The organism is Variovorax sp. PCZ-1, assembly GCF_018413605.1.
Taxonomy (GTDB): domain Bacteria; phylum Pseudomonadota; class Gammaproteobacteria; order Burkholderiales; family Burkholderiaceae_C; genus JANMDU01.
In genome coordinates this window covers 214,155-236,959 of the sequence record NZ_JAHCDN010000002.1, presented here as the reverse complement: position 1 = coordinate 236,959, position 22,805 = coordinate 214,155, and the positions used below count along the sequence as shown (strand labels likewise).

Annotated in this window: 20 protein-coding genes; 11 read left to right on the top strand and 9 right to left on the bottom strand. The window is 55.1% G+C overall.

Annotated elements, in window-relative coordinates:
* Positions 1 to 15: 15 nt before the first annotated feature.
* Both KIH26_RS11235 and metK read right to left on the bottom strand, forming a co-directional pair.
* Positions 16 to 660: a hypothetical protein gene (locus KIH26_RS11235; RefSeq protein WP_213445259.1), complete on the bottom strand. Its 645-nt coding sequence runs from the start codon at positions 658 to 660 to the stop codon at positions 16 to 18.
* 237 nt (positions 661 to 897) lie between these two features.
* On the bottom strand, positions 898 to 2,079 hold the full coding sequence (gene metK, locus KIH26_RS11230; RefSeq protein WP_213445257.1) for a methionine adenosyltransferase: 1,182 nt from the start codon (positions 2,077 to 2,079) through the stop codon (positions 898 to 900).
* Between the two features lie 149 nt (positions 2,080 to 2,228).
* Between metK and KIH26_RS11225 the strand changes: the two genes are divergently transcribed.
* Complete coding sequence (locus tag KIH26_RS11225; RefSeq protein ID WP_213445256.1) at positions 2,229 to 3,083, top strand: lysophospholipid acyltransferase family protein; 855 nt, start codon at positions 2,229 to 2,231, stop codon at positions 3,081 to 3,083.
* Entirely contained in the window at positions 3,083 to 3,970 is an 888-nt protein-coding gene (locus KIH26_RS11220) for a lysophospholipid acyltransferase family protein (RefSeq protein ID WP_249661168.1), read from the top strand. The genes KIH26_RS11225 and KIH26_RS11220 overlap by 1 nt, the downstream gene beginning before the upstream one ends.
* Positions 3,971 to 3,976: 6 nt before the next feature.
* Here KIH26_RS11220 and KIH26_RS11215 read toward each other — a convergent pair whose 3' ends face one another.
* Positions 3,977 to 4,372 carry a carboxymuconolactone decarboxylase family protein gene (locus KIH26_RS11215; protein ID WP_213445253.1) on the bottom strand — a complete coding sequence of 132 codons (396 nt, stop codon included), beginning with the start codon at positions 4,370 to 4,372 and terminating at the stop codon, positions 3,977 to 3,979.
* Positions 4,373 to 4,406: 34 nt separating this feature from the next.
* Between KIH26_RS11215 and KIH26_RS11210 the strand changes: the two genes are divergently transcribed.
* Positions 4,407 to 4,997: a peroxidase-related enzyme gene (locus KIH26_RS11210; RefSeq protein ID WP_213445251.1), complete on the top strand. Its 591-nt coding sequence runs from the start codon at positions 4,407 to 4,409 to the stop codon at positions 4,995 to 4,997.
* A gap of 112 nt (positions 4,998 to 5,109) precedes the next feature.
* Here KIH26_RS11210 and KIH26_RS11205 read toward each other — a convergent pair whose 3' ends face one another.
* Positions 5,110 to 5,520 carry a hypothetical protein gene (locus KIH26_RS11205; protein WP_213445249.1) on the bottom strand — a complete coding sequence of 137 codons (411 nt, stop codon included), beginning with the start codon at positions 5,518 to 5,520 and terminating at the stop codon, positions 5,110 to 5,112.
* Positions 5,521 to 5,615: 95 nt separating this feature from the next.
* On the opposite strand from KIH26_RS11205, the gene mutL reads away from it, so the two are divergent.
* A complete protein-coding gene (gene mutL, locus KIH26_RS11200; protein ID WP_213445247.1) occupies positions 5,616 to 7,475 on the top strand; it encodes a DNA mismatch repair endonuclease MutL in 1,860 nt (619 codons plus the stop codon).
* 23 nt (positions 7,476 to 7,498) lie between these two features.
* The gene (locus tag KIH26_RS11195; protein WP_503005166.1) at positions 7,499 to 8,359 is read left to right on the top strand and encodes an alpha/beta hydrolase; all 861 of its coding nucleotides are present in this window, start codon (positions 7,499 to 7,501) and stop codon (positions 8,357 to 8,359) included.
* On the opposite strand, the gene KIH26_RS11190 is transcribed toward KIH26_RS11195, so the two are convergent.
* A complete protein-coding gene (locus KIH26_RS11190; protein ID WP_213445245.1) occupies positions 8,322 to 9,443 on the bottom strand; it encodes a TRAP transporter substrate-binding protein in 1,122 nt (373 codons plus the stop codon). The two genes, KIH26_RS11195 and KIH26_RS11190, sit on opposite strands and share 38 nt — an antisense overlap.
* 110 nt (positions 9,444 to 9,553) lie before the next feature.
* Between KIH26_RS11190 and KIH26_RS11185 the strand changes: the two genes are divergently transcribed.
* Genes KIH26_RS11185 through KIH26_RS11160 form a run of 6 tightly spaced genes read left to right on the top strand, consistent with a single transcriptional unit; the run spans position 9,554 to position 17,097 of the window.
* Positions 9,554 to 10,744 carry a Bcr/CflA family efflux MFS transporter gene (locus KIH26_RS11185; RefSeq protein WP_213445244.1) on the top strand — a complete coding sequence of 397 codons (1,191 nt, stop codon included), beginning with the start codon at positions 9,554 to 9,556 and terminating at the stop codon, positions 10,742 to 10,744.
* On the top strand, positions 10,722 to 11,711 hold the full coding sequence (gene miaA, locus KIH26_RS11180; protein ID WP_213445242.1) for a tRNA (adenosine(37)-N6)-dimethylallyltransferase MiaA: 990 nt from the start codon (positions 10,722 to 10,724) through the stop codon (positions 11,709 to 11,711). The genes KIH26_RS11185 and miaA overlap by 23 nt, the downstream gene beginning before the upstream one ends.
* On the top strand, positions 11,708 to 12,799 hold the full coding sequence (locus KIH26_RS11175; protein WP_213445240.1) for a M48 family metalloprotease: 1,092 nt from the start codon (positions 11,708 to 11,710) through the stop codon (positions 12,797 to 12,799). Before miaA ends, KIH26_RS11175 begins: the two co-directional genes overlap by 4 nt.
* A complete protein-coding gene (locus KIH26_RS11170; RefSeq protein ID WP_349627870.1) occupies positions 12,796 to 13,488 on the top strand; it encodes an ABC transporter ATP-binding protein in 693 nt (230 codons plus the stop codon). Before KIH26_RS11175 ends, KIH26_RS11170 begins: the two co-directional genes overlap by 4 nt.
* A complete protein-coding gene (locus KIH26_RS11165; protein ID WP_213445238.1) occupies positions 13,481 to 16,036 on the top strand; it encodes an ABC transporter permease in 2,556 nt (851 codons plus the stop codon). The genes KIH26_RS11170 and KIH26_RS11165 overlap by 8 nt, the downstream gene beginning before the upstream one ends.
* Positions 16,036 to 17,097, top strand: coding sequence for a lipocalin-like domain-containing protein (locus KIH26_RS11160; protein ID WP_213445236.1), 1,062 nt, complete (start codon positions 16,036 to 16,038; stop codon positions 17,095 to 17,097). The genes KIH26_RS11165 and KIH26_RS11160 overlap by 1 nt, the downstream gene beginning before the upstream one ends.
* A gap of 51 nt (positions 17,098 to 17,148) precedes the next feature.
* On the opposite strand, the gene mtgA is transcribed toward KIH26_RS11160, so the two are convergent.
* From mtgA to KIH26_RS11140, 4 genes are read right to left on the bottom strand one after another with little or no spacing between them, the layout of a single operon-like run.
* Positions 17,149 to 17,880: a monofunctional biosynthetic peptidoglycan transglycosylase gene (mtgA, locus tag KIH26_RS11155; RefSeq protein ID WP_213446012.1), complete on the bottom strand. Its 732-nt coding sequence runs from the start codon at positions 17,878 to 17,880 to the stop codon at positions 17,149 to 17,151.
* Between the two features lie 5 nt (positions 17,881 to 17,885).
* On the bottom strand, positions 17,886 to 18,743 hold the full coding sequence (locus KIH26_RS11150; protein WP_213445234.1) for an energy transducer TonB: 858 nt from the start codon (positions 18,741 to 18,743) through the stop codon (positions 17,886 to 17,888).
* Positions 18,744 to 18,776: 33 nt separating this feature from the next.
* Positions 18,777 to 20,828: a ribonuclease catalytic domain-containing protein gene (locus KIH26_RS11145; RefSeq protein ID WP_213445232.1), complete on the bottom strand. Its 2,052-nt coding sequence runs from the start codon at positions 20,826 to 20,828 to the stop codon at positions 18,777 to 18,779.
* A gap of 5 nt (positions 20,829 to 20,833) precedes the next feature.
* Positions 20,834 to 22,804 (bottom strand): hypothetical protein, encoded by a 1,971-nt coding sequence (locus KIH26_RS11140; RefSeq protein ID WP_213445230.1) that lies wholly within the window; start codon positions 22,802 to 22,804, stop codon positions 20,834 to 20,836.
* Position 22,805: the final 1 nt, after the last annotated feature.

The window sequence follows — 22,805 nt, the reverse complement described above, 5'->3', positions numbered from 1 at the left end:
CAGATAGCAATAGCTTCAGTTCACCGCCGTCACTTTCACGTTGTTCCCAGTGCTCAAAATTGCATTGGGTTGAAACACCTTGAGATCGCGCTCCACAACATAATCAAGATCCGGAGAATACACATAGCGAATGACTTGATCACCCGTGCCGCAGGTGTTGGTCCATTTGCCTTTGAACGTGACTTCTTGGCCATTCAACTCTAAGGCTTGACCAGCGATACTGATTTTGAACTTGACTGGTGCAGATGCAGCCTCATATTTGAAAGTACCTTCGCCACAACGCTGATTGTGAATTCCAACTGAACCACTCTGCACTTTGCTGAAATCCCCGCCTGCAGGAAACCAGCTGAATCGCTGCTTTTCGGGAACTTCTTGCATCGCACCCCCTGGCGGCGCACGATCTGTGATCGTATGCGTACCGCGTTGATAGATCGTGGTTGAAAGAGGCGATGTCCAGGTATAGGTTTTCTCTTGCATGCTGACCGATGAATCGATCTTATCGACCTTGGCGACGTAGACCTCTCTGCCTCGGGTGTCATAGGTCGAAAAATCAACAGCCAATTTATCGCCGTCTTTGATCTTTGGAACACTCTGCGCTTGTGCCAGCGCCGATAGACCGGCAAGCACACATAGAGTAATAAGACCTCGTGTAGTTTTCATCGACAGCTCCTCGTGAATGGATCAAAACTCACTGTAAGCAAATGCTGGGGAAACTTCATCCTCAGAAGTAGGGAGACAAAAACACAAAAGCCCGCATGAAGCGGGCTCTTGAATAGGAAAAACCTAGCTTACAGACCAGCAGCCGCTTTAAGTGCAGCAGCCTTGTGGTGAACGCATCACATCGCTTCCCGATGGTGAGCGCTCCCCCGCCCGCAGTTCGCTGCTGAGCAACGAGCCTTACAGGCCTGCTGCGTTCCGCAGAGCTGCGGCGCGATCCGTACGCTCCCAAGTGAACTCCGGCTCATCACGGCCGAAGTGGCCATAAGCAGCCGTCTTCTGATAGATCGGGCGCAGCAGATCGAGCATCTGGATGATGCCTTTCGGGCGCAGATCGAAATGCTCAGCCACGAGAGCGGACAGCTTGTCGTCAGATATAACGCCAGTGCCTTCGGTATACACCGTGATGTTCATCGGCTTGGCCACGCCAATCGCATAAGCCACCTGCACTTGGCATTGCTTGGCCAAGCCTGCCGCCACCACGTTTTTCGCCACATAGCGGGCAGCATAAGCGGCAGAGCGATCCACTTTGGATGGATCTTTACCGGAGAACGCGCCGCCACCGTGCGGGCATGCGCCGCCGTAGGTGTCTACGATGATTTTGCGACCAGTCAGGCCGCAATCGCCCTGAGGGCCACCCACCACGAAACGACCCGTGGGGTTGATCAGGTATTTGGTGTTTTGCAGCCACTCTTTGGGCAGCACGGGCTTGATGATTTCTTCAATCACAGCTTCGTAAAAGCTGGGCTTGAGGGTCTTCATGTCGATGCTTTGATCGGGATCGTGCTGCGTGGAGAGCACCACGGTATCGATGCTGTGAGGCTTGCCGTCCACATAGCGCATCGTCACTTGGCTCTTCGCGTCAGGGCGCAGGAAGGGCAGCTTGCCGCTCTTGCGCAATTGGGCTTGGCGCTCGACCAAGCGGTGCGCGTAGTAAATCGGCGCTGGCATCAAGTCTGGCGTTTCATCGCATGCGTAGCCAAACATTAGGCCTTGGTCGCCCGCGCCGATGTTGAGGTGGTCATCAGAGGCGTGGTCCACACCTTGGGCGATGTCATTGCTCTGCTTGTCGTAGCAGACCATAACGGCGCAGCCTTTGTAGTCAATACCGTAATCGGTGTTGTCGTAGCCGATACGCTGAATGGTGTCGCGCGCGGTTTGGATGTAATCGACGTTGGCGTTGGTGGTGATCTCACCAGCGAGAACGACGAGGCCGGTGTTGCACAGCGTTTCCGCAGCGACGCGGCTGCGGGGGTCTTGCTTGAAAATTGCGTCCAGAATCGCATCAGAAATCTGATCAGCCACCTTATCGGGATGGCCTTCTGAGACGGATTCAGAGGTAAAGAGAAAATCGTTCGCCATTTGTGTAACACTCCAATGTTGATGAATCTGCGTTGCCGCAAACTCTTGAATGCTCTTGAGTGCTTGGCGAACGCTTTAGCAGATAGATTTAACGTCGCTCTGCAAGTTGCTCGGTTTAACTCAGCGACAACAATATTTTAACAAATTTGATGGAATCCCTGTTCAAGTCACTCGCTGGCCTGCCGCTGCCTCTACTGCATGGCTTAGGCGCAGCACTGGGCTGGCTGGCTTACATGTTATCCCCCACCTATCGCCGCCGTTTTGCGACGAATTCGCGCTTGGCTGGTTACACACCATCCCAAGTACGCGGTTCAGTAGCGCATGCAGGCCGTATGGTCGCCGAACTGCCGCGCTTGTGGTGGGGAGCGCCTGTGCCGATCCAATGGGATGGTGTATCGCTGATTGATGAAGCGCATGCCAGTGGTAAGGGCATCGTATTTCTTACACCGCATTTGGGCTGCTTCGAAGTCACGGCGCAAGCCTATGCACAACGCTACGCTCCCCAAGGTAAAGCCATCACGGTGCTCTACCGTCCTGCTCGCAAAGCCTGGCTGCAAAGCTTGATGAGCCAATCGCGCCATCGATCCGGCTTGACTGCTGCGCCAGCCACACTTGCCGGCGTGAAGACCCTCGTGAAAGCGTTGCGCAGTGGACAGGCGCTTGGCATCTTGCCAGATCAAGTTCCGCCCCTTGGCTTGGGAGTATGGTCTTCATTCTTCGGCCAACCCGCTTACAGCATGACCTTGCCAGCACGACTTGTCAAGCAAACTGGAGCCACTATCTTGCTCGCTTGGGGAGAGCGTCTGCCCGGAGGCAAAGGCTATTGCGTGCATCTGCGACCATTCGCCAAAGAGCTTTCTGATACACCAGAGCAATCAGCAGCGCAAATCAACGCCGCTATGGAAAGTTTGGTGCGCGAATGCCCCAAACAATATCTGTGGGGCTATGCGCGCTACAAGCAACCGCGCGCGGATGATATGCTGTCGCCACCAGGATCTCTCTGATGATGAAGTTTCTGTCGCGTATCTTCAGCCATGGTGGAGTGCTCTTCATGCGCCTCATCGCACCGCTGCCTCTGCCATTTGTTCGAGGTATGGGCTGGCTACTGGGGCAAGTTCTGTATCTACTCGTTTGGCCTCGCCGAAAAATCGTGCGTACCAACCTCTCTCTTTGTTTTCCAAAGTTGCCGCTCGAGCAGCGCCTCGCACTTGAACGCCAAGTCTTCGTGCGCTTTGCGCAAGCTTGGCTGGATCGAAGCTGGCTTTGGCATGGCACGCGTGCGCAATTGGCCACGCGCTTGCAAATCACCGGGGATGTGAATGCCCTTCGTGAAGAACCACGCTTGGTGCTTTTCTCGCCGCATTTCGTGGGACTGGACGCTGGTGGTGTAGCCATCACCAAAGAGCAGCTTCGCCCCCTGTGCAGCATCTATTCTAGCCAGCGTAATGAGGTGGTGGACGATTGGATCAGACAAGGTCGAGAGCGCTTTGGTGGCCTGCGACTGTTTGCGCGCATGGAAGGCGTGCGAGAAATCGCTGCTGCGGTGGAGTCCGGCGAGGCTTTGTATTTGCTGCCGGACATGGATTTCGGCAGCCATGGGGCAGAATTCGTGCCATTCTTCGATGTGAATGCCGCGACAGTGACTTCACTCTCGCGCTTTGCGCGGCTGTGCAAAGCGCGAGTCATCACGCTCGCTAACACCATGACAAGCACGGGCTATGAAGTGAATTTTTCTGCGCCATGGGAGCAATTCCCCACGCGAGATGCGCGTGCCGATACCGTAAGAATGAACCGCGAGCTACAAGAGCTTGTGACAGAAGCGCCGGATCAGTATTACTGGGTTCACAAGCGCTTCAAGACCCGCCCGCCAGGCGAGCCGTCTTTCTATTGAAGGCTTTTACTTCGCGTCGATCACTTCGGATGCCGTACGGAATGCATCTACTGCCGCCGGAAAGCCGCAATACACGCTAGCGTGCATAAAAATCTCTTGAAGCTCTTGGGGTGTGACGCCGTTATTGAGCGCGCCACGCACATGGATTTTCAGCTCATGCATCTTGCCCATGGCGACCAACATCGATACCGTCACGATGCTTCGTGTTTTGAGGGAAATGCCTTCACGTTGCCATGTGTTGCCCCAAGCGTGAAGCGTAACGAGCTCTTGCAGCGGCGCAGTGAAGTCTGTTGAGCGCGCAAACGCGCCGTTGACATACTCTTCACCCAACACTGCCTTACGACGTGCCAAGCCTTTGTCATAAATCGGATCGCCTTTGGGTTCGGGAGAAATCTTGCTCATGGTGTACCTTTCAAAAAACTTCTATCATGCCATCATGAATACACGATACCCTCACCCAGACCTCAACACGTTGCCCGAAGACATCAAGGCTCGCATTCTTGAAACGCAAGAAAAAGCCGGTTTCATTCCGAACGTGTTTCTCGCGTTCGCCCGTCGCCCCGCCGAGTGGCGCGCATTTTTTGCGTATCACGATGCCTTGATGGTGCCCGAGACAGTCGGGCGTGAATCAGGGCTCACCAAGGGTGATAGAGAAATGATCGTTACCACCACCAGCGCGGCGAATCATTGCCTGTATTGCGTGGTCGCGCATGGTGCGATTTTGCGGATTTATGAGAAGAAGCCTTTGGTGGCCGATCAGGTGGCTGTGAATTATTTGAAAGCCGAGATTTCGCCACGCCAAAAAGCCATGCTGGATTTCGCGATGAAGGTGTGCCAGCATTCAGATCAAATCAATGATGCTGACTTTTCGGCTTTGCATGCGCATGGTTTCAACGACGAAGATGCCTGGGATATTGCTGCGATCACGGCCTTCTTTGGCCTATCCAACCGCATGGCATCGTTCAGCGGAATGATGCCCAATCCTGAGTTTTACTTGATGGGGCGGGTGCCTAAGAATAAAACCTGAACATCTTGCTGATGTAGCGCGGCTACGGTTGCGCTTGGGCTGTTCTACTCCGCGACTGTCCCCCGCCGGCTTCGCCGTCTCCTCCTTTATGTCGCTGCGTAAAACAACCCAATCACAACCCAGAGCTGTGACGCGATGAGATAAATTCCGAAACCCAGCGCCCCAGCCACATCCCCGCAACGATCAACAGCACAAAACCTGTGATCACCTCAAACCAAATCGTGAAGTTGGTCGCTAAGGTATGTTCACCACACAGCGCTAAGGTGTAATGCGCCAGCCCGTCAATACCCAGGGCGCCATAAGCACCCATGCATAACATGCCCAAGGCGAATAATCGAAAGCGCCACATCAAGAGTCCCGCTAAGCCTAAACAGCCAATCGCAAGCCAAGCCAAATACACAGTCTCGCGCGTGATCCAGCTTGGCATATTGGGATAAATGGCAATGAACTCCGCGTTATGCACAAAATGCGTGAGGCTCGCCACGGAATACAAAGCAAACAGAGCCCAAAAATACTTGGGCAACTGAACCGTGTTGGGTGTTAATCGAATTATCGTTGTGCTCCCTAAGAAGTTATCAACACGAAGCTAGCTTATCACTGCTCCACTAAAATCTACTTGTGAATGCCCCCTTTTCTCCACCCTCACCCGTCATCCGCGAGCTGCCCGATGAATTGATCAGCCAAATCGCAGCAGGCGAAGTGGTGGAGCGGCCTGCTTCTGTGGTGCGTGAGTTGGTGGATAACGCGCTGGATGCGGGCGCTGCGCAGATCACTGTGCGGCTATTGGGCGGCGGCGTGCGAGCGATCATTGTGGAGGACGATGGCTGCGGCATTCCGCGTGGCCAGTTACCGCTCGCCTTCAAGCGGCATGCCACTTCCAAGATTTCTACGCTCTCTGATTTGGAATCCGTGGGCACAATGGGTTTTCGTGGCGAGGCGCTAGCTGCTATTAATTCAATAGCTGACTGCGCAATCTCTTCGCTGGCTAGTGGCCAAAATGACTCTAAAATCACCGCTTGGTTGCTCGATGGTCGCTCTGGCGAGCTCACGCCAACTGCACGTGCACAGGGTACGACGGTTGAAGTGAAAGAATTATTTTTCGCCACACCCGCGCGCCGCAAATTCTTAAAGAGCGATGCCACCGAGCTTTCGCATTGCCTGGAGTCCATTCGCCGCCATGCACTGGCACGGCCTGATGTGGGCTTTGCGGTATGGCATGAAGGAAAATTATTAGAGCAGTGGCGCGCTGCGGATGCGAAGCAGCGTGTTCAAGATGTGTTAGGCGATGACTTTATTGAGGCAGCGCTTGCCATAGATCACTTTGAGGGCGCAGTGCGCGTCACTGGATTTGCCGGTCTGCCTGATGCCGCTCGCTCACGCGCAGATCAGCAGTACGCTTATGTGAACGGCCGCTTTGTACGAGACAAGGTGGTGCAGCATGCCGTGCGCAGCAGCTACGAAGATGTGCTGCACGGCGGGCGGCAGCCGGTGTATGTGCTTTTTGTACAGATTGATCCGGCGCGTGTGGATGTGAATGTCCATCCCACAAAAATTGAAGTGCGCTTTCGGGATTCACGCGAGATTCATCAAGCGGTGCGGCATGCGGTGCATGGTGTACTGGCTGCGCCCAGGAGCGCGATGCAAGCGGCGCAAGCAGAGCAGGGTTTGATTCCCACTCAAGTTGCTCCAAGCCCTTTTGAACCCGATATTTTTAAGAGAAATCAGCAGTATATCGGCGCATACTCTGCGCAGAGTGCTATTAATTTAGGAATGAATGAGGTACGTGATGTGGCTCAGCTTTGGCCATCTTCCTCGCAAACCGTCACAACAAACAGCCCCTCAAACTCTGCCCCCACTTTCGCGCCGATCACTACAAGCGAAGATGCATCCAAGGTATGGCCGCTGGGCAAAGCCATCGCGCAGCTTCATGGCATCTACATCCTCTCGCAGAACGCGCAAGGCATGGTCATCATCGACATGCATGCCGCGCACGAGCGCATTGTGTATGAGCGATTGAAAACGCAAATCGATGCGGCGCGAATCGCCTCTCAACCTCTGCTCATCCCCGCCACTTTCGCCGCCACGCCTGTAGAAGTAGCGACAGCCGAAGCGCACCAAAGCACCCTAGAACAACTCGGCCTCGACATCAGCGCCTTCTCTGCGAAGACGCTGGCCGTGCGCGCCGTGCCCACCACGCTGGCGAAAGGCGATGCGGTAGAGCTGGCTCGCAGCGTTTTGGGCGAGCTTGCGCAGCATGATGCCAGCACCGTGATCCAGAGAGCACAGCACGAAATTCTCTCCACCATGGCCTGCCACAGTGCAGTGCGCGCCAACCGCGTGCTCACGCTGGAAGAGATGAATGCCCTGCTGCGTCAAATGGAAGCCACCGAGCGCAGCGACCAATGCAACCATGGTCGTCCCACCTGGCGACAAATCAGCATCAAAGAATTAGACGCGCTTTTCCTGCGCGGACGCTGAACTTTTGTGCAACCGAGTGAGTCATGCATTCCATGCGCAAAAATCTCGTTCGCCTCACAATCACAGCCCTGCTCTCCACGGCATTGTTTGCAGGTTGCACAGCGCTTCATGAAAAGCAAGGCGAATGGATTTTCAGCCCAACTGATCGCACTTGGGGCAACACCGCTGAGATGGCCGCTGGCATGGATGAGGCTTGGGTCACGTTTGATTCCAAAGAGACGGGCAAACCGACCAAGCTGCATTTGCTGATCAATGGCAATGACCCTGCCAAGCCGGTGTTGCTGTACTTGCATGGCGCGCGTTGGAATGTGGTGGGCAGCGCTTGGCGCATTGAGCGCATGCGTGATCTCGGTTTCAATGTGGTGGCGGTGGATTACCGGGGCTTTGGCAAGAGTGAGGCCGAGCCACCCTCTGAAGACAAGGCGTATGAGGATGCGCAAGCCGCTTGGAATTGGATTGCTCAAAAATATCCCAATCAGCCACGCCTGATTTTTGGGCATTCATTAGGTGGCGCAATTGCGATTGATTTGGCCAGCAAAGTGAGCGACGAGCGTGGCACGATAGTCGAGGGAACTTTCACCTCGATTCCTGATGTCTTCAACACCTTGAAGTGGGGCTGGCTCCCCTTGGGATGGCTGATCTCTCAGCGTTTTGATTCTGAGAAGAAAGTCGCAAAAATTGGCTCGCCGATCCTCGTTGTTCACGGCAGTGAGGATCGTGTGATTGCTCCCGCGCTGGGGCAACGCTTGTACGAAGCCGCAGCGAGCCCCAAGCGTTTCGAGTTAGTTCAAGGTGGCTCGCATCACAATACCAACAGCATCGGTCGAACGCAATACCGCGAGGCGATCAAGGCGCTTTTTTCGCTGGAGTTGAAACCTTCGTAGCTTTCGCCTTGGTCGCGGCTTTGCTAGATGTGGGCGCTTCGTATTTAGCCAACATCGCCTTCGCTTCATCAAACATCAAACGCCCATCAATGCCGCGTTTATGCATGTCAATCATCCAACCGGCTTGCACTGGTTTGGCCGCCTCTACCCAGCGAGCCACTTCTGGCGCAGGCAAGGTGTAGAACTGATTGCCAGCGGCTTTGGCTTTGGCGCGCGCGGGCGCAGCACTGTCGTCCCACATTTTTCCCATGCGAGCGGAGAGCTGCGCGCCAGAGTTGCGGTCAATCACGGCTTTGAGTTCCGGGCTGAGCGAGTTGTATTTTTTCTCATTCATCGCAAACATCAGCGAAATCGTATAAAGCGCCGGGCTGCCCTCTGGCGTTTCGGTGTGGATATTGGCCGCTTCGTGAATACGGAAGGATGTAGCAGCATCCCAGGGCACCATCGTGCCGTCGATCGTGCCTTTGGTGATGGCTTCTGTCACCCCAGTGATCGGCATGCCTACGGCTTGGCCACCCAGAGCTTGTAAGAGCTTGGCTGTCTCTCTTGAAGGGGCGCGCATCTTCATGCCTTTGAAATCTTCGAGCGTGCGAATGGCTTTGTCTTTGGTGTGAATCTGACCTTCGTCATGCACCCACATGCCCAGCACTTTCATGCCAGTGAACTCTTGCATCGCATGCTTGTTCATGAATTCCCAAGCGGCTTTGGAGGCGGCTTCTGCATTACGTGTCATGAAAGGCAACTCAAACACTTCCATGCGCGGGAAGCGCCCAGGGGTGTAGCCGAGCACGGTGAGCACGAGATCATCCACGCCCTCTTTCACGCGATCGACCAATTGCGCAGGCGTGCCGCCACCGCTCATTGCGGGAAGCGTGACGCATTTCATTCGGCCTTGACTTTCGCTAGAGACTTTCTCGCACCATGGCGTGACGAGTTCTTTCACCGTAAGCGAAGTTTGTGGCCAGTAATGCTGAAAATACAGCGTGACTTCGGCTTTGGGTTGGGCAGTGGCTTGTGCGATGGCGCTTGAGCAAAGACCAGTGACGGCCAATGCAGCGGCATAAATAACGGTGTTGAATTTCATGTTTCCCTCTCTCTCGAAAATAACAGCAGGCCAGCAGTGTAACGAACTCCGCCCACGGGGGTTGACGTTAAACTCTAAGCTTGCACTCTAAAACTGTCCCTCAATCTCAGATGCCCGCCGCGCTCATCGTCTGGTTCACCAGTCTCTTTCTCGGCCTCCAGCCCATCACCACCGATCTGTATTTGCCTGCATTGCCCAGCATGACCGCTGCGCTGGGCGCTTCGATGCCGCAGGCGCAGCTCACCTTGTCTGCTTTGCTGCTCAGTTTTGGCATCTCGCAATTGATCTGGGGGCCCGTCTCCGATAAATACGGCCGCAAGCCGGTATTGATCATTGGTTTGGTGCTGTATGTGCTCGCCAGCGTAGGAAGCGCTTTGGTGGCGAATGTGGAAGCATTGATCCTCTGGCGCTCTTGCCAAGGGGCGGCTATGGGCGCGGTCGTGATGTGCGCGCGTGCGATGGGGCGTGACTTGTATGCGCCTGAAGAGGCGGCTCGCCTGATGAGCAAAGGCTTGTCTGGGCTGGGTGTGATTGCCGTGCTCAGTGTGCCAATTGGCAGCTTGATCAATACCTACTTCGGCTGGCGCTTTGCCTTGTTGGCACTGGCGGTGTATGGCGCTGCCACATTGGCGCTCACTCTCTTGAAATTTGAAGAAACCAATCAGCGGCGTAATTCTGCGGCCTTGCAACCTGCCATCCTGATCAGCACTTGGCGTGGTATTTTGGCGCACCCTCAATTCTGGACGTATGCCCTCCTCGCCCTCACTTCCTATTGCGGCTTGTTTATTTTTTTGGCGACCTCGTCGTTTGTGTATTTGCAGGTGCTGGCAGCGGGGCAATGGGTGTACAGCGCTGTGATGGTGGGTATGTCTGCTTTTTACGTGCTGGGCACATTTCTCAGCAGACGCGTGCTAGCTCGGCATGGTGTGCAGCACATGCTCTGGATCGGAGGCTGGATCACGCTTTTGGCCTGCCTGATGTATAGCACGGTGCTGTTCATCGCTCCTGGCAGCGTTATTGCATTGGCTGTGTGTCAATTCGTCTTCATGATCGGCCATGGCTTTCATCAACCTGCTGGGCAATCGGGTAGTGCGGCAGCGTTTCCGCAGGCAGCAGGCGCGGCCTCAGCGATGGCTGGCTTTTTGATGATGCTCAGCGCTTTTGCTACCGGCTTCGTGCTGGGCCAGACGATGGATGGCACCGTGCGCCCGATGGTATGGGGCATTGTCTTTTGGGGGCTGCTGATCGTGGCGGTGGCCTGGGTTTTGGTGCAGCGGTATGGCAAGCTCAGCAAAACCTAAAGCCATTTGTATTGCAGGTCCTACCGCCAGCGGTAAATCGGCACTATCAATGCAGGTGGCACAAGACATTCCCTGCGAAATCATCAGTGTGGATTCTGCGCTGGTCTATCGCGGGATGGACATCGGCACAGCCAAGCCTTCGCGCGAAGAGCAGGCTCTCGTACCGCATCATTTGATTGATATTCTTGATCCAACACAGAGTTACAGCGCTGCCCAGTTTGTACAAGACGCTACGCGCTTGATCGCGGAAATCAACGCTCGCGGCAAACTCGCTTTGCTCGTGGGCGGCACGATGCTGTATTTCAAAGCCCTGATCGAAGGCATGGACGCGATGCCAGCAGCCACGCCTGAGATTCGCGCTCAGATTGATGAAGAAGCAGCAAGACTTGGCTGGCCAGCTATGCACGCGCAGCTTGCTTTGGTAGATGCCATCACCGCAGCACGCCTCTCGCCGAATGATTCACAGCGTATTCAGCGGGCGCTGGAGGTGTATCGCGCCAGTGGTCAGCCGCTCTCGTTTTATCATCAAAAAAATGATCAAAATCGGCAATTTGCCGGCATAGAATCTGCGCAAAGTGCTATTGATTCAATAGCAAATACACCGATCATCAGCTTGCAGCCGACGAGCCGCGCGTGGCTACACGAGCGCATCTCGCAGCGCTTTGAGCAGATGCTGCAAGCCGGTTTGGTGCAAGAGGTGCGCCAGCTCAAGGCGCGAGCTGATCTGCATTTGGATTTGCCCTCCATGCGCTGCGTGGGCTATCGACAAACTTGGGACATGCTCGATGGCTTATCTAGCGAGGCTGAATTCAAAGAAAAAGGCATCGCCGCCACGCGCCAGCTCGCCAAGCGGCAAATTACTTGGCAGCGCGCCATGCAGCCACCGGCATTTAACAAACACGTCATCGCCGCAGACAGCCCCACAGCAGTGCAGGATGCTCTGGTGTTGATAGAGTCTTGGCTATGAAGATCTTTTTCACTCTGCTGCTATCTGCCCTACTCGCCGCATGCGCAGGTACGACCACTCGGCCCGTGGAGATCGACAAAAAAGCGGAAGAAGCCGAAGCCATGCTGCAGCGCGAGCTGGCCTTTGAAGGCTTCTTAGAAGACGAGCTGCGCATCAAGCGCGTGGCGCAACCGATTTTGCTCAACGCTACCGAGTTGTGCAAAGACAAAACCCGCTTTGACACAGGCGCGACGTTTACCAGCGCAGGTGCTTATGGCAAAGACTATGAGCCCGTGGTCACCAAATACCTCGGCATCTCGGGCAACGAGCTGGGCCTGCTGCACGTGATCCCCGGCTCACCGGCTGATCTGGCAGGTCTGAAGCGCGGAGATCGCATCATCAGCGTGAATGGCTTCGTGATTCCCAACACCAAAGAAGCGCCCGCAGAGCTCGGCAAACGCGCGCAAGAGTGGCTCAAGAAGCCTGATCCAATCGTCACGGTCTATTCACGCCAAGCCGCCAGCGGCGTGCAAACGGCGACAGCCAGTGTCACACCCATCAAAGCCTGCGATTTTCCAGCCTTCCTCGTGATGCAAGAATCGCTCAACGCCTATGCCGATGGCAAAGCCATCGCCATCTTTCGCGGCATGCTGCGCTTTGCCAACGACAACGAGCTGGCCATCGTGATCGGCCATGAGCTCGCCCATAATTTCATGGGGCACATCGAAGCCAGCCAGCGCAACAATGTGCTGGGCACGATCGCCGAGATCATCGCCGCAAGCAGAGGTGTCCCCACGCAAGGCGCGTTGGGCGCAGCGATCGCGCTGTCTTACAGCCCCGCCTTTGAAGCTGAGGCCGATTATGTGGGCTTGTATGTTTTAGCAAGAGCAGGCATCGAGATCAAAGATGCACCCAAATTTTGGCGGCGTATGGCAGCGGCCAACCCCGCCGGCATCAGCCAACGCGGCATGATCGCCAGCCACCCTGCCACGAGTGCGCGCTTTGTTGCTTTAGAAAAAACCGTGCAAGAAATTGAAGCCAAACGAGCCTCTGGTCAAGCCTTGAATCCTGAACTGAAGACTGACAATAAGGCGGACACCAAAAAGTGAGCGGCAGCATCGTCAACATCGAAGGCCTGGCCAAACGCTATGGCGAGACAGCCGTTTTCTCAGGTGTGAGCTTTTCTGTGAATCCTGGTGAATTCGTCGCCATCGTGGGCGATTCAGGCGTGGGCAAATCCACCTTGCTCAACTGCATGGCCGGCTTGGATCATTGGAGCGAAGGCTCTCTTCATGTGCAAGGCGAAGACTTGGGCGCTATGAACGATGAACAACTCGCCATGTGGCGCCGCAAATCTGTGGGCTTCGTCTTCCAAGCTTTTCATGTGTTGCCGCATCTCGATGTGGCGCAAAACATCGGCTTGCCCTTACTCTTGCTTGGATCAAAACCAGCGCAGATCACACCGCGTGTCAATGCGATGCTGCAAGCTGTCGGCCTAGAAGGCTTAGGTGCTCGTCTGCCCCAACAACTCTCCGGCGGCCAGCTGCAGCGCGTGGCCATCGCCCGCGCCCTCGTGCATGCGCCAGCGCTCGTACTCGCGGACGAGCCCACAGGCAATCTCGATCCCAGCACGGCAGAAAAAGTCATGGATGCTCTGATCGCACAAACCAAGGCCAGCGGCGCAGCCCTCATCCTCGTTACGCATTCACAAACCGCAGCTGAGCGCGCAGACCGCGTGCTGCATCTCACAGCGCAAGGCGTCAAACAAGATGTCACACTGGGTATAGCGCATGCTTGAGCTGTTGCGCAGTTTCTCCTGGCAAGAGCTGCGCCAGCATCCTTGGCGCTATGCGGCGGCGTTGGCGAGCATCGCGCTCGGCGTAGCTCTGGCTTTTTCTGTGCACTTGATCAATGCGAGTGCGCTCTCCGAATTTTCTTCGGCACTGCAATCAGTGCAAGGCCAGCCCGATGCGAGCGTGCGCGGCGCGGGGAATTTTGATGAAACAGCCCTAGAAAAAATCGCAGCGCAAGAGAGCGTCGAGCTGGCGAGTCCGGCATTAGAGTTGTCTACTTATGCCATCGATATGCAGGGCAAGAAGCGAAGTGTGCGCGTGATTGGTGTGGATGCGCTGTCTGTTGCAAGCATCTCTCCCGCTCTGATGCCACGCCCCAAGGAGGCATCAGAGCGCTTTGCAGTTTTTGCGCCCCGCCAAGCATTTCTGAATGCTGCTGCGCTGCAAGCCTTTGGAAGTAACGAGCTTCGAGTCGTCAATGGCAATCGCATCGAAACTTTGGATGTGGCAGGCAGCATAGGGGCACCTGGCGCGCCGATCATCGTGATGGATTTGGGCGCAATGCAAGATGCGTTTGGACTGAACGGGCAGCTCAGCACAATTGATCTGCGTTTGCGCCCAGGCGCCACGCTGGCTGCTCTTCAATTGCCAGAGGGTTTACTGCTGACCAAGCCAAGTGATGCCAACGAGCGAAGCGATCAACTCTCTCGCGCCTACCGGGTGAACATGACCGTGCTGGCCTTGGTGGCGCTGTTCACTGGCGCGTTTTTGGTGTATTCCGTGCACACACTGGCTATCGCCAAGCGTGGGCAGCAATTGGCTTTGCTCGGCGTGCTGGGCTTGACGGCGCGGCAGCGCTTGCAACTCGTCTTGATTGAAGCGAGCTTGCTCGGCTTCGTGGGTGCCGCTTTAGGCATCGCGCTGGGTGCGGGGCTGGCTGCGTTAGGCTTGAAAGCGCTCGGTGGTGATTTAGGTGGCGGCTATTTCTCCAGAGCCACGCCGCCTTTGCAATGGAGTTGGATCGCCGCGCTGATATATGCCGCACTTGGCTGGCTGGCAGCCTTGGCAGGCGCATGGTGGCCAGCACGCGCTGCACAAAGCTTGCCGCTGGCGCAAACCCTGAAGGGCTTAGGTACTGCACACACAAAGCAGCGCAAGCCTTGGTTAGCTCTGTTTTTAATAGCACTTGGCGCAATATTATCCTGGGCTCCACCGCTGTTTGGCATGCCAATTGCAGCTTACCTCGCCGTCGGCATGCTGCTCGTGGGCGGCATGGGCTTGCTGCCTTGGGCCGTGAGTTTGCTCTACGACAGGCTATCGCCTTACGTGGCTTCGCATGCCTTAGCCCTGCTCGCGGTGGAGCGTGCGCGGCGCATGCGTGAGGTGGCAGTCGTCGCCGTCAGTGGTGTGGTGGCAGCGCTCAGCCTCGGCGTGGCGCTCACAGTGATGGTCAGCAGCTTCCGCGTCTCGGTAAGCACCTGGCTCGATACCATGCTCCCCGCGCCGCTGTATGCGCGGCTCACCTCCTCTACACAAACCGCGCAGGGATTGTATTTCCCGCCTGAGATGCTGCAGCGTTTATCTGCCCTGCCAGAAGTGGAGCGCGTGCAAGGGCTGCGTTTGCGCAATCTGAATGTGGGTACAGCGCTACCCGATGTGCAACTCATCGCTCGCCCCTTGTCCCTGCAAGATGCGGCCAAAGAGCTGCCGCTGGTGGGCGAAGTCTTTCCACCCCCTGTTGCGAATGCGATTCCTCTGTTCGTGAGCGAGGCGATGCTGCAGCTGCATCAAGCTGCTCCAGGGCAGATTTATGATCAAAAATGGCTTGTAGCCGGCATAGATACTGCGCAAAGTGCTACTGAATCTATAGCAAATACGCAAGTATCAACTTTCTATGTCGCCGGTGTGTGGCGCGATTACGTGCGGCAGTTTGGCTCTGTCGTGATGGATCAAGCGCAGTATCAGCAGCTCTCAGGCGATGCGCGCATCAATGACTTAGCAATTTGGCCCAAAGCAGGCAGTGATGAGACTGCACTGCAAGCGAAGATACGCCAAATTTATAGCCAAGATGCACAGCTTGCCAATTTGGTGGAATTCGCCAGCAGTGCTGAGATCCGCAGCATCTCGCTCAAGATGTTTGACCGCAGTTTCGCTGTGACTTATTGGCTGCAAGCTGTAGCGATTGCGATTGGTCTCTTCGGTATTGCCACCAGCTTCTCTGCGCAAGTGCTTTCGCGGCGCAAAGAATTTGGTCTGCTTGCGCATCTTGGGCTCACACGCTCACAAATTCTTCGCGTTGTCGCACTTGAAGGTGCGGCTTGGACGGCAATTGGCGCCATCGCGGGCTGTGTGCTCGGCCTGCTTGTTTCCCTCGTGCTCATTCACGTTGTCAATCCTCAGAGTTTCCGCTGGACGATGGACATGAGCATTCCTTGGTCACGTTTAGTCACCCTCGGTGCAGCTGTCATGCTCGCTGGCACGATCACCGCCTGGCTCGCAGGCCGCGCAGCCGCTTCGCGAGAGGCTGTACTCGCTGTGAAGGAGGATTGGTGATGCTGCGCCGCTCAGCATTGCTGGCTCCTGCCCTGCTGGCTTGGCGCGATGTACTTGCATTGCCTCAGAAGACTTTGAGTTTTCCCCGTGATCACGGCTCGCATCCCGAGCTGCGCACCGAGTGGTGGTATCTCACTGGCTACTTTGACGCAGGTACGCCCACCCAACCGCGCTTACTAGGTTTCCAAATCACATTCTTTCGTTCGCGCATCGACGCGGCACAGTCGCTCAATTCACGCTTCGCCGCCAAGCAACTGCTCTTCGCTCACGCCGCGCTCACCGATATCAACGCGCAAAAGCACTGGCACGACCAACGCATTGCCCGCGCTGGCTTCGGCATCGCACAAGCCAGCGAACAAACCGCGGATGTGAAGCTGCGGGATTGGACTTTGAAACGCAGTGCAGATGGCGCTTACACCAGCCTCATCCAAGCCAAAGATTTCAACTTCGACCTGCAATTCATACCCAAGCAGCCGCTCCTGCTCCAAGGCTATCAAGGTCTCTCGCGCAAAGGCCCTGAAGAGAAACAAGCCAGCTATTACTACAGTCAACCTCAACTCAGCGCCACAGGCCACATCACACACGCTGGCCAACAAACCACACTACAACAAGGCATCGCCTGGCTCGATCACGAATGGAGTGAAGAAATCCTGCACCCAGAAGCAATAGGCTGGGATTGGATCGGCATGAACCTGTTCGACGGCAGCAGCCTCACCGCTTTCCAGCTACGAAGAAAAGATGGCTCCGCGCTTTGGGCAGGCGGTAGCTTCCGAGATGCCTCTGCCACCACCATCTTCAAACCTAGCGATGTGCAATTCAAAGCAGGCGATATTTGGCAAAGCCCCAGCAGTGCTGGCCGCTACCCCGTGCAATGGCAAGTGATCACTTCACGTGGCGTGTATTCCGTTCGCGCGCTGATGAACGCCCAAGAACTCGACAGCCGCAGCTCCACTGGCACAGTTTATTGGGAAGGCTTGGCCGATCTGCAGGATGCGCAGGGCAAGCTTGTGGGACGCGGCTATCTTGAGATGACAGGCTATGCTGGGCGACTACAAATTTAATAGCACTCTGCGCAGATTCTATGCCGGCAAAGTGCTCATTTCGACGAGTTTTTAAGGCAACTCAGCATCACCCATTCGCGCCACAATCGTCTGCGCTCGCGAAGAGAGATAGCCAGAATTCGGCACCCTCTCAAAAAACTTCGGCCGAGGCAACATCACGGCCAACCTTGCAGCCTCATAGGCTGACAACCTAGAAGCGCTCTTGCGATAGTAATGCTGAGAAGCAGCCTCCACACCAAACACCCCTGTACCCAGCTCCACAGAATTGAGATAAATCTCCAAAATCCGCTGTTTCGGCACAAATGCTTCGAGAGCAAAGGTGATCACAAACTCCTGCCCTTTGCGCAAAAATGTGCGCTCGCCCGATAGAAATAAGTTTTTTGCTAATTGTTGAGTGATCGTCGAACCGCCCACAATCTTCGGTGCGATGACTTTGCCAGTGCGTTTGCTGCGCCGCTCAGCCTGTTGCTCTGCCTTGGTATTGCGCTGCCATGCCTTCTCAATCGCGTCCCACTCCACGCCATCATGATAAGAAAAATCACCATCTTCACTGGCAATCACGGCTCGTTTGATGTTGTCTGAAATTTGGCTGTACGGCAGCCACTCTTGCTTCCAGACAAACGCCTTATCAGACTGCGCTGCAAGCTGCCACATCTCGGAGCGCTCAAACGCAGTGGATTGCGGATCAATCCACCGCATGCTGATCACACGCAGTACAAAAAACAATTGCAAGGCAAGTCCCGCAATCACAACCAGCATCAACCATCGCCCAAAAATACGCAGCATAGTTAGCGTGAAGTGAGTTTGGTTTCCAGCGTCTCTTCTCGCGTGAACTTAAACCGCGAGACGACAACGATTTGATCAGCACGGCGGCGCATTTCGTCGGTGAATTTCCCGAAAGGGCCTGCAGCCTTGGCAATGCTTTGCGCACGGCGATCCAGCGCGGTGATACCCGAACTTTCTACCACTTCAGTATCCAACACACGTCCATCATGGTTAACAGTCACAATCATCGTGAGCTCACCATAGAGCTTGTTGCCTGCAGCCTCAGGGAAATTCTGCGTACCACGGTCTTCAATTTTTCTTCGCAAGCTATCGTAGTAAATCGCATACACCTCCTCGCGCGTGGCTGGGCTGATGTATCGCTTTTTCGGGCGTGCGTTTTGCTCGTTGATACGTTTTTCAATTTCGGCCAATAACTGCAGAAGTTGTTTGCGGCGCTGCTCCTGCGCTTGCGCTTCTGTGTTTTGCGAACTCAGCTTAGGGTCAGGCGGCGGTAGGGCGGCCAATTGCTGCTTGATCGTGGTGAGCATCAGCATTTGTTGCTCTTGCATCGCTTCGAGCTTGCGCTGCATATCTTCATTCGCATCGCCCAAGCTGGTAAGCGAAGAAATAGGCAAGGGTGTGGTCGCACGGCCTGTTTCTAAATCACCACCGCCTGCCAGCGAGGCCTGTGCAATCGCTTTGGCCAAATCTGGCTTTTCATTCGATTTGGCATTCACCAAAATCACTTCGAGCGGCGTGTCCTGAAATACACGATTGAAGCGTTCAGGATCGACAAAGCGCACCGTGAGCAGCCCCGCATGCACGATCACGGAGATCGTGAGTGCGATACCAAGGGTGCTCATATTGCGAAAGAAGTTCATTGCACTACATTATCTATAGCATTGCGGGTCTGATCAAGCGGGGGAATCTGGTGCTTTCTCAGAATTGTCCTCATTCACATCCATCGCCAGATGCACACCCACACTCGGTTCATCGTCTTCTTCATCGCCGGCAAGCTCGGCGACAGCCACATCCAAGCGCTCGATGAAGCTGGCACTGACTTCCAGCATCAGTAAATCCATCTCGCCCATGCGCACTTTCACCCGTGCACCGCGTGGCAAGCTGGCAGCGCTCGCCACATGCATCACCAGCGGTATATCTTCTGCACGTACCAAGCCGTCTTTCATGACGGTCGCAGTGAGTTCTGTGATGCCTCGCTGCTGCACATAACGCATCGTCCAGTAGCGTTCCATACCGTTTTGAAAGGCGTTGTATGCGGTATAGGCTGCATCAAAGCCACTCACAATGCCAAAAAGCTCAGCATCTTTGGGTTTGAAGGGTGCAACGAGTGCAGCCGTCGTGCCATTGCGCACACAAGCAATCAGTTGCCATTGATTGACCAAATCGGTATAGCGGCGCAGCGGCGATGTGCTCCACGCATAGGCCTTCACACCAATGCCCGCATGCGGCAGCGCCTTCGTACCCATACGTACCTTCACGCCGGGCGCGAGGCTGGCCTGTGAGCGGTAAATACCTGGCACGCTGAATTGCGCAAGCCACAGCCCCCATGTGCTGTTGGCCAAAATCATGCATTCAGCCACCATCAAATCCAGTGGCGCTCCGCGTCTGCGCACGCTGATATCTACCGGCTCATCGCCTTGCGGTGCGTCACCCTGCACGGCAACTCTGAAGTTGTAATCTGGGCGATTGAATGTCTCAGGTTTTCCACGCACCTGCTCGCGCTGCGCTTTCAAATGAGTCGCTAAGCGGTATAAAAATGATAGCTGCTCGCGCAGTGTATATGCCGGCGAATGGCCATTTTCACTTAAATTTTCAGCTGAAGTATCTTTTCCTAACAACCAATCTTCACTGACCAGGCTATCCAATTGATCGTGTCGCAAGTTGTGCGCAATATGCACACGCTCAAGCCGTGTTTCGCTGCTCTTGATCTCCAGCGAGGCTTCGTCGATTTGCACATAAAGTGAAAGCGCTGGGCAATCTTGCCCCTCAGCCAAGGTGTAGTGCTGCACTACTGAATCAGGCAGCATGGTGATCTTGTGGCCAGGCATGTAAACCGTGGAGTAGCGATCACGTGCGACTTTATCCAATGCACTGCCAGGCTGAACTGCCAATGCAGGCGCAGCGATGTGAACACCCAATGTGATCACGCCCGAGCCCAAACCTTGCACACTCAACGCATCATCGATCTCGGTGGTTTGGCTGTCGTCAATCGAGAAGGCCTGGACATGAGCCAGCGGCAACTCGTCAGTGATCGCAGGTGCTTTGAGATCAGGAAACTGCGTGCCCTTGGGGAAATGCTCGAAAGCAAAGCGTTGCCAATGAAATTCATAAGCTGAGCCAATCGCACCCGCATTCATCAACAAGGCCAGAGGCGCGGTTTGTGTGTTGCGCGAAGCCTCGACCACAGCTTTGTATTCAGGTGCGTTCTTATCGGGTTTGAATAGAATTTTGTAAAGCTGTTGGCGAATCGGCTCCGGGCATTGCTTGGCTGCCAAATCTTGCGCCCAGGCGCTGATTTGCGCCACGATTTGTTTTTTCTTTTCAATAGCTGCTAAAGCCTGTTGCACGATCTCCGCGCTGGCTTTCTTGAATCGCCCTTTGCCCGCTCGCCGAAAGTAATGCGGTGCATTGAACAAACACATCAAGCTGGCCGCTGATTCCACCGTGCTCGGCTTGGCACTGAAATACTCAGCTGCCAACTCCGCAAAACCGAATTCTTCTTCGCTTGCGAATTCCCATGCCAGATTCACGTCCATCGTAGCTGCAAGATCGGCTGCTTGCTGCAACAGTGCTGCAGGTGCAGGTTGCTCAAATTGCAGCAAGACTTGCGCCGATTTCAGTTTTACCCGCTTGCCGGAATCCATCTCGGCTTGCAAGCTTGATTCAGCTTGCGACAAAACTCGAGCGGCGAGAAATTTGCCACCCTCTTCAAACAAAACGTACATGCAGCCTACTTTTTCGCCAGCTCAGCCGGCAGAGAGGACAGCGCACCGAGTTGTGTGCCTGCCACATTGAAATCCACAGAAAAATTACCCGTCTTCACAATCGTGACAGCTTTTTCAGCCTGCCGCACTTCGCTTTCTTCCAGTGTGACATCACTTGAGAATTCATAATCCAAATCAAGCAAGCTCACCGTAGGCACAAAGTCTTGTTCAATATCTACCACTTGTGCTTCTCTGGTAACGACAGCATTCGCATCCAGATCTCCATTCATCACTTTGGCCGCAAGCGGTAACTCATCAGACAAAACGCCATCGGAAGGCTGTTCAGTCATCAGCGCCACGAACTCCAGCATTTCATAAAGATCAAAGAGATCGTGATAGGCAGGAAGCTGCACAAGCTTACGCCCCAACAATGGCCCCACAAGCCAAGAGGCAAGAGTTTGTTGTGAATGGGAAACACCCTGAGACCACGCTGTGCACAGCTCTCCGGCCGCTCTCGCATAGCCATCTAATCCAAGTACGTTACTGTTGGGTTCATGCCAATAAGGTGCCATGCGATTGAACTGCTGGCGATAGCGTTTACGCATTAACTCGAATTCTTCGCGCCAGCCAATCTGCTCGCAGATCTGCATGTACTCAAGATATGCCCAAGCACAGGTCGCAGGATCTGTGGCCACATACTCTTCTAGCAGCTTAGCCGCACCTTCGGGTCTGTTCAGCGCGCACAGACCATTGACCGCCGTACGCAGCTCCAGCAAATGCTCCATGGCGCTTTCGCCGCGCTGCGGTGTCACGCGTGTTTGCGAAAGCAGATCGATATTGGCTTGATCCGGGTTGTATCCCGCATTCAATCCAGCGCTGAGTTGCTGAGCCAGTAATTCTTGTTCAAAGGCTTCTTGCGCCTGCTCGTCGTAGAGCATCTGAGTCGCATCGTCTATGCGCTCATGAATCACCGTGGAAGGCGTTCCCGTGCTGTAGCTTGTGGAGCTTTGGATCTCAGTAGGTATATGTGACGACGACCCGCTGACCAAGACATCGCGCTGTGATCGACGGCGCAGCATATTGCCCAAGACTTGTTTTGACATCGAGAGCAAGCTACGCTCTGGCTTTTGCCAAGACATGTCTTGCAAGCCATCCTCAGCATATACCGCATCGCTTTTGGGTTGTGCCCAGTCAGGTGTTGAAGCTGCAGGAGCTTTTTGATGTACGAGTGGTTCGGCACCAGGCGCCTGCTGAGGCAATTGCGCTCGAGATGCCGGCTGTATTTGCACCTCTGTTTTCAGCGTAGGCACAGGTGCAATCGATGGCTCTGTAGCCTTGGAAACAGAAGGTGCCTTGGATTCGGGCAGGCCAGCCAGGTCGGTAGCAAAATCATCGGCGAGATCCGGTGAATCTTCTAAGGAAAACGTCGAGCCCTGCTGCGGTAAATAAGTATGCGCGTCATCGATAGAGCGACCCACCGCCAAATCAGCAGGCACATCGCTCGTCAAATCTGGACTTTGCTGCGCCAACATCTCAAGCTCTCGCTCTTGCAGAGCCATGCGCTTACGACGCTCCAGAAACCATAGTGCGCCCATGCCTATCAAGCCTGCAGCGCCAGCATAAACCAAAGGATGGTTCAAGCGCTCATCGTGGGCCTTGGCAAGTTGCGCCTGCAGTTCAATCGCTTGTGCTTTAGCTGCTGCTGACTCGCGAGCCAAGTTATCGGCGCGAAGCAACAAACGCTTGCGTTCAGATTGCCTTTCCTGCGCCACCTCGGGATCAAGGCTGAGGCTCTCCCACAAATCACGCGCTTTTTCACGCTCCATACCAGCTGAGCCGGGCTCGATACTCAGCTCCGAACTGCTGCGCAAACTGGGCTGGGTCGCTTGCTCAAAAGCTAAAGGGTCTTGCAGAATCAAGCGAGCTTGCGGCGCAGATGCAGCCGAGACTGGCACTGCGGCAGGCTTGGGCTGTGTCGTCTTAGGAGGCTGAGACACT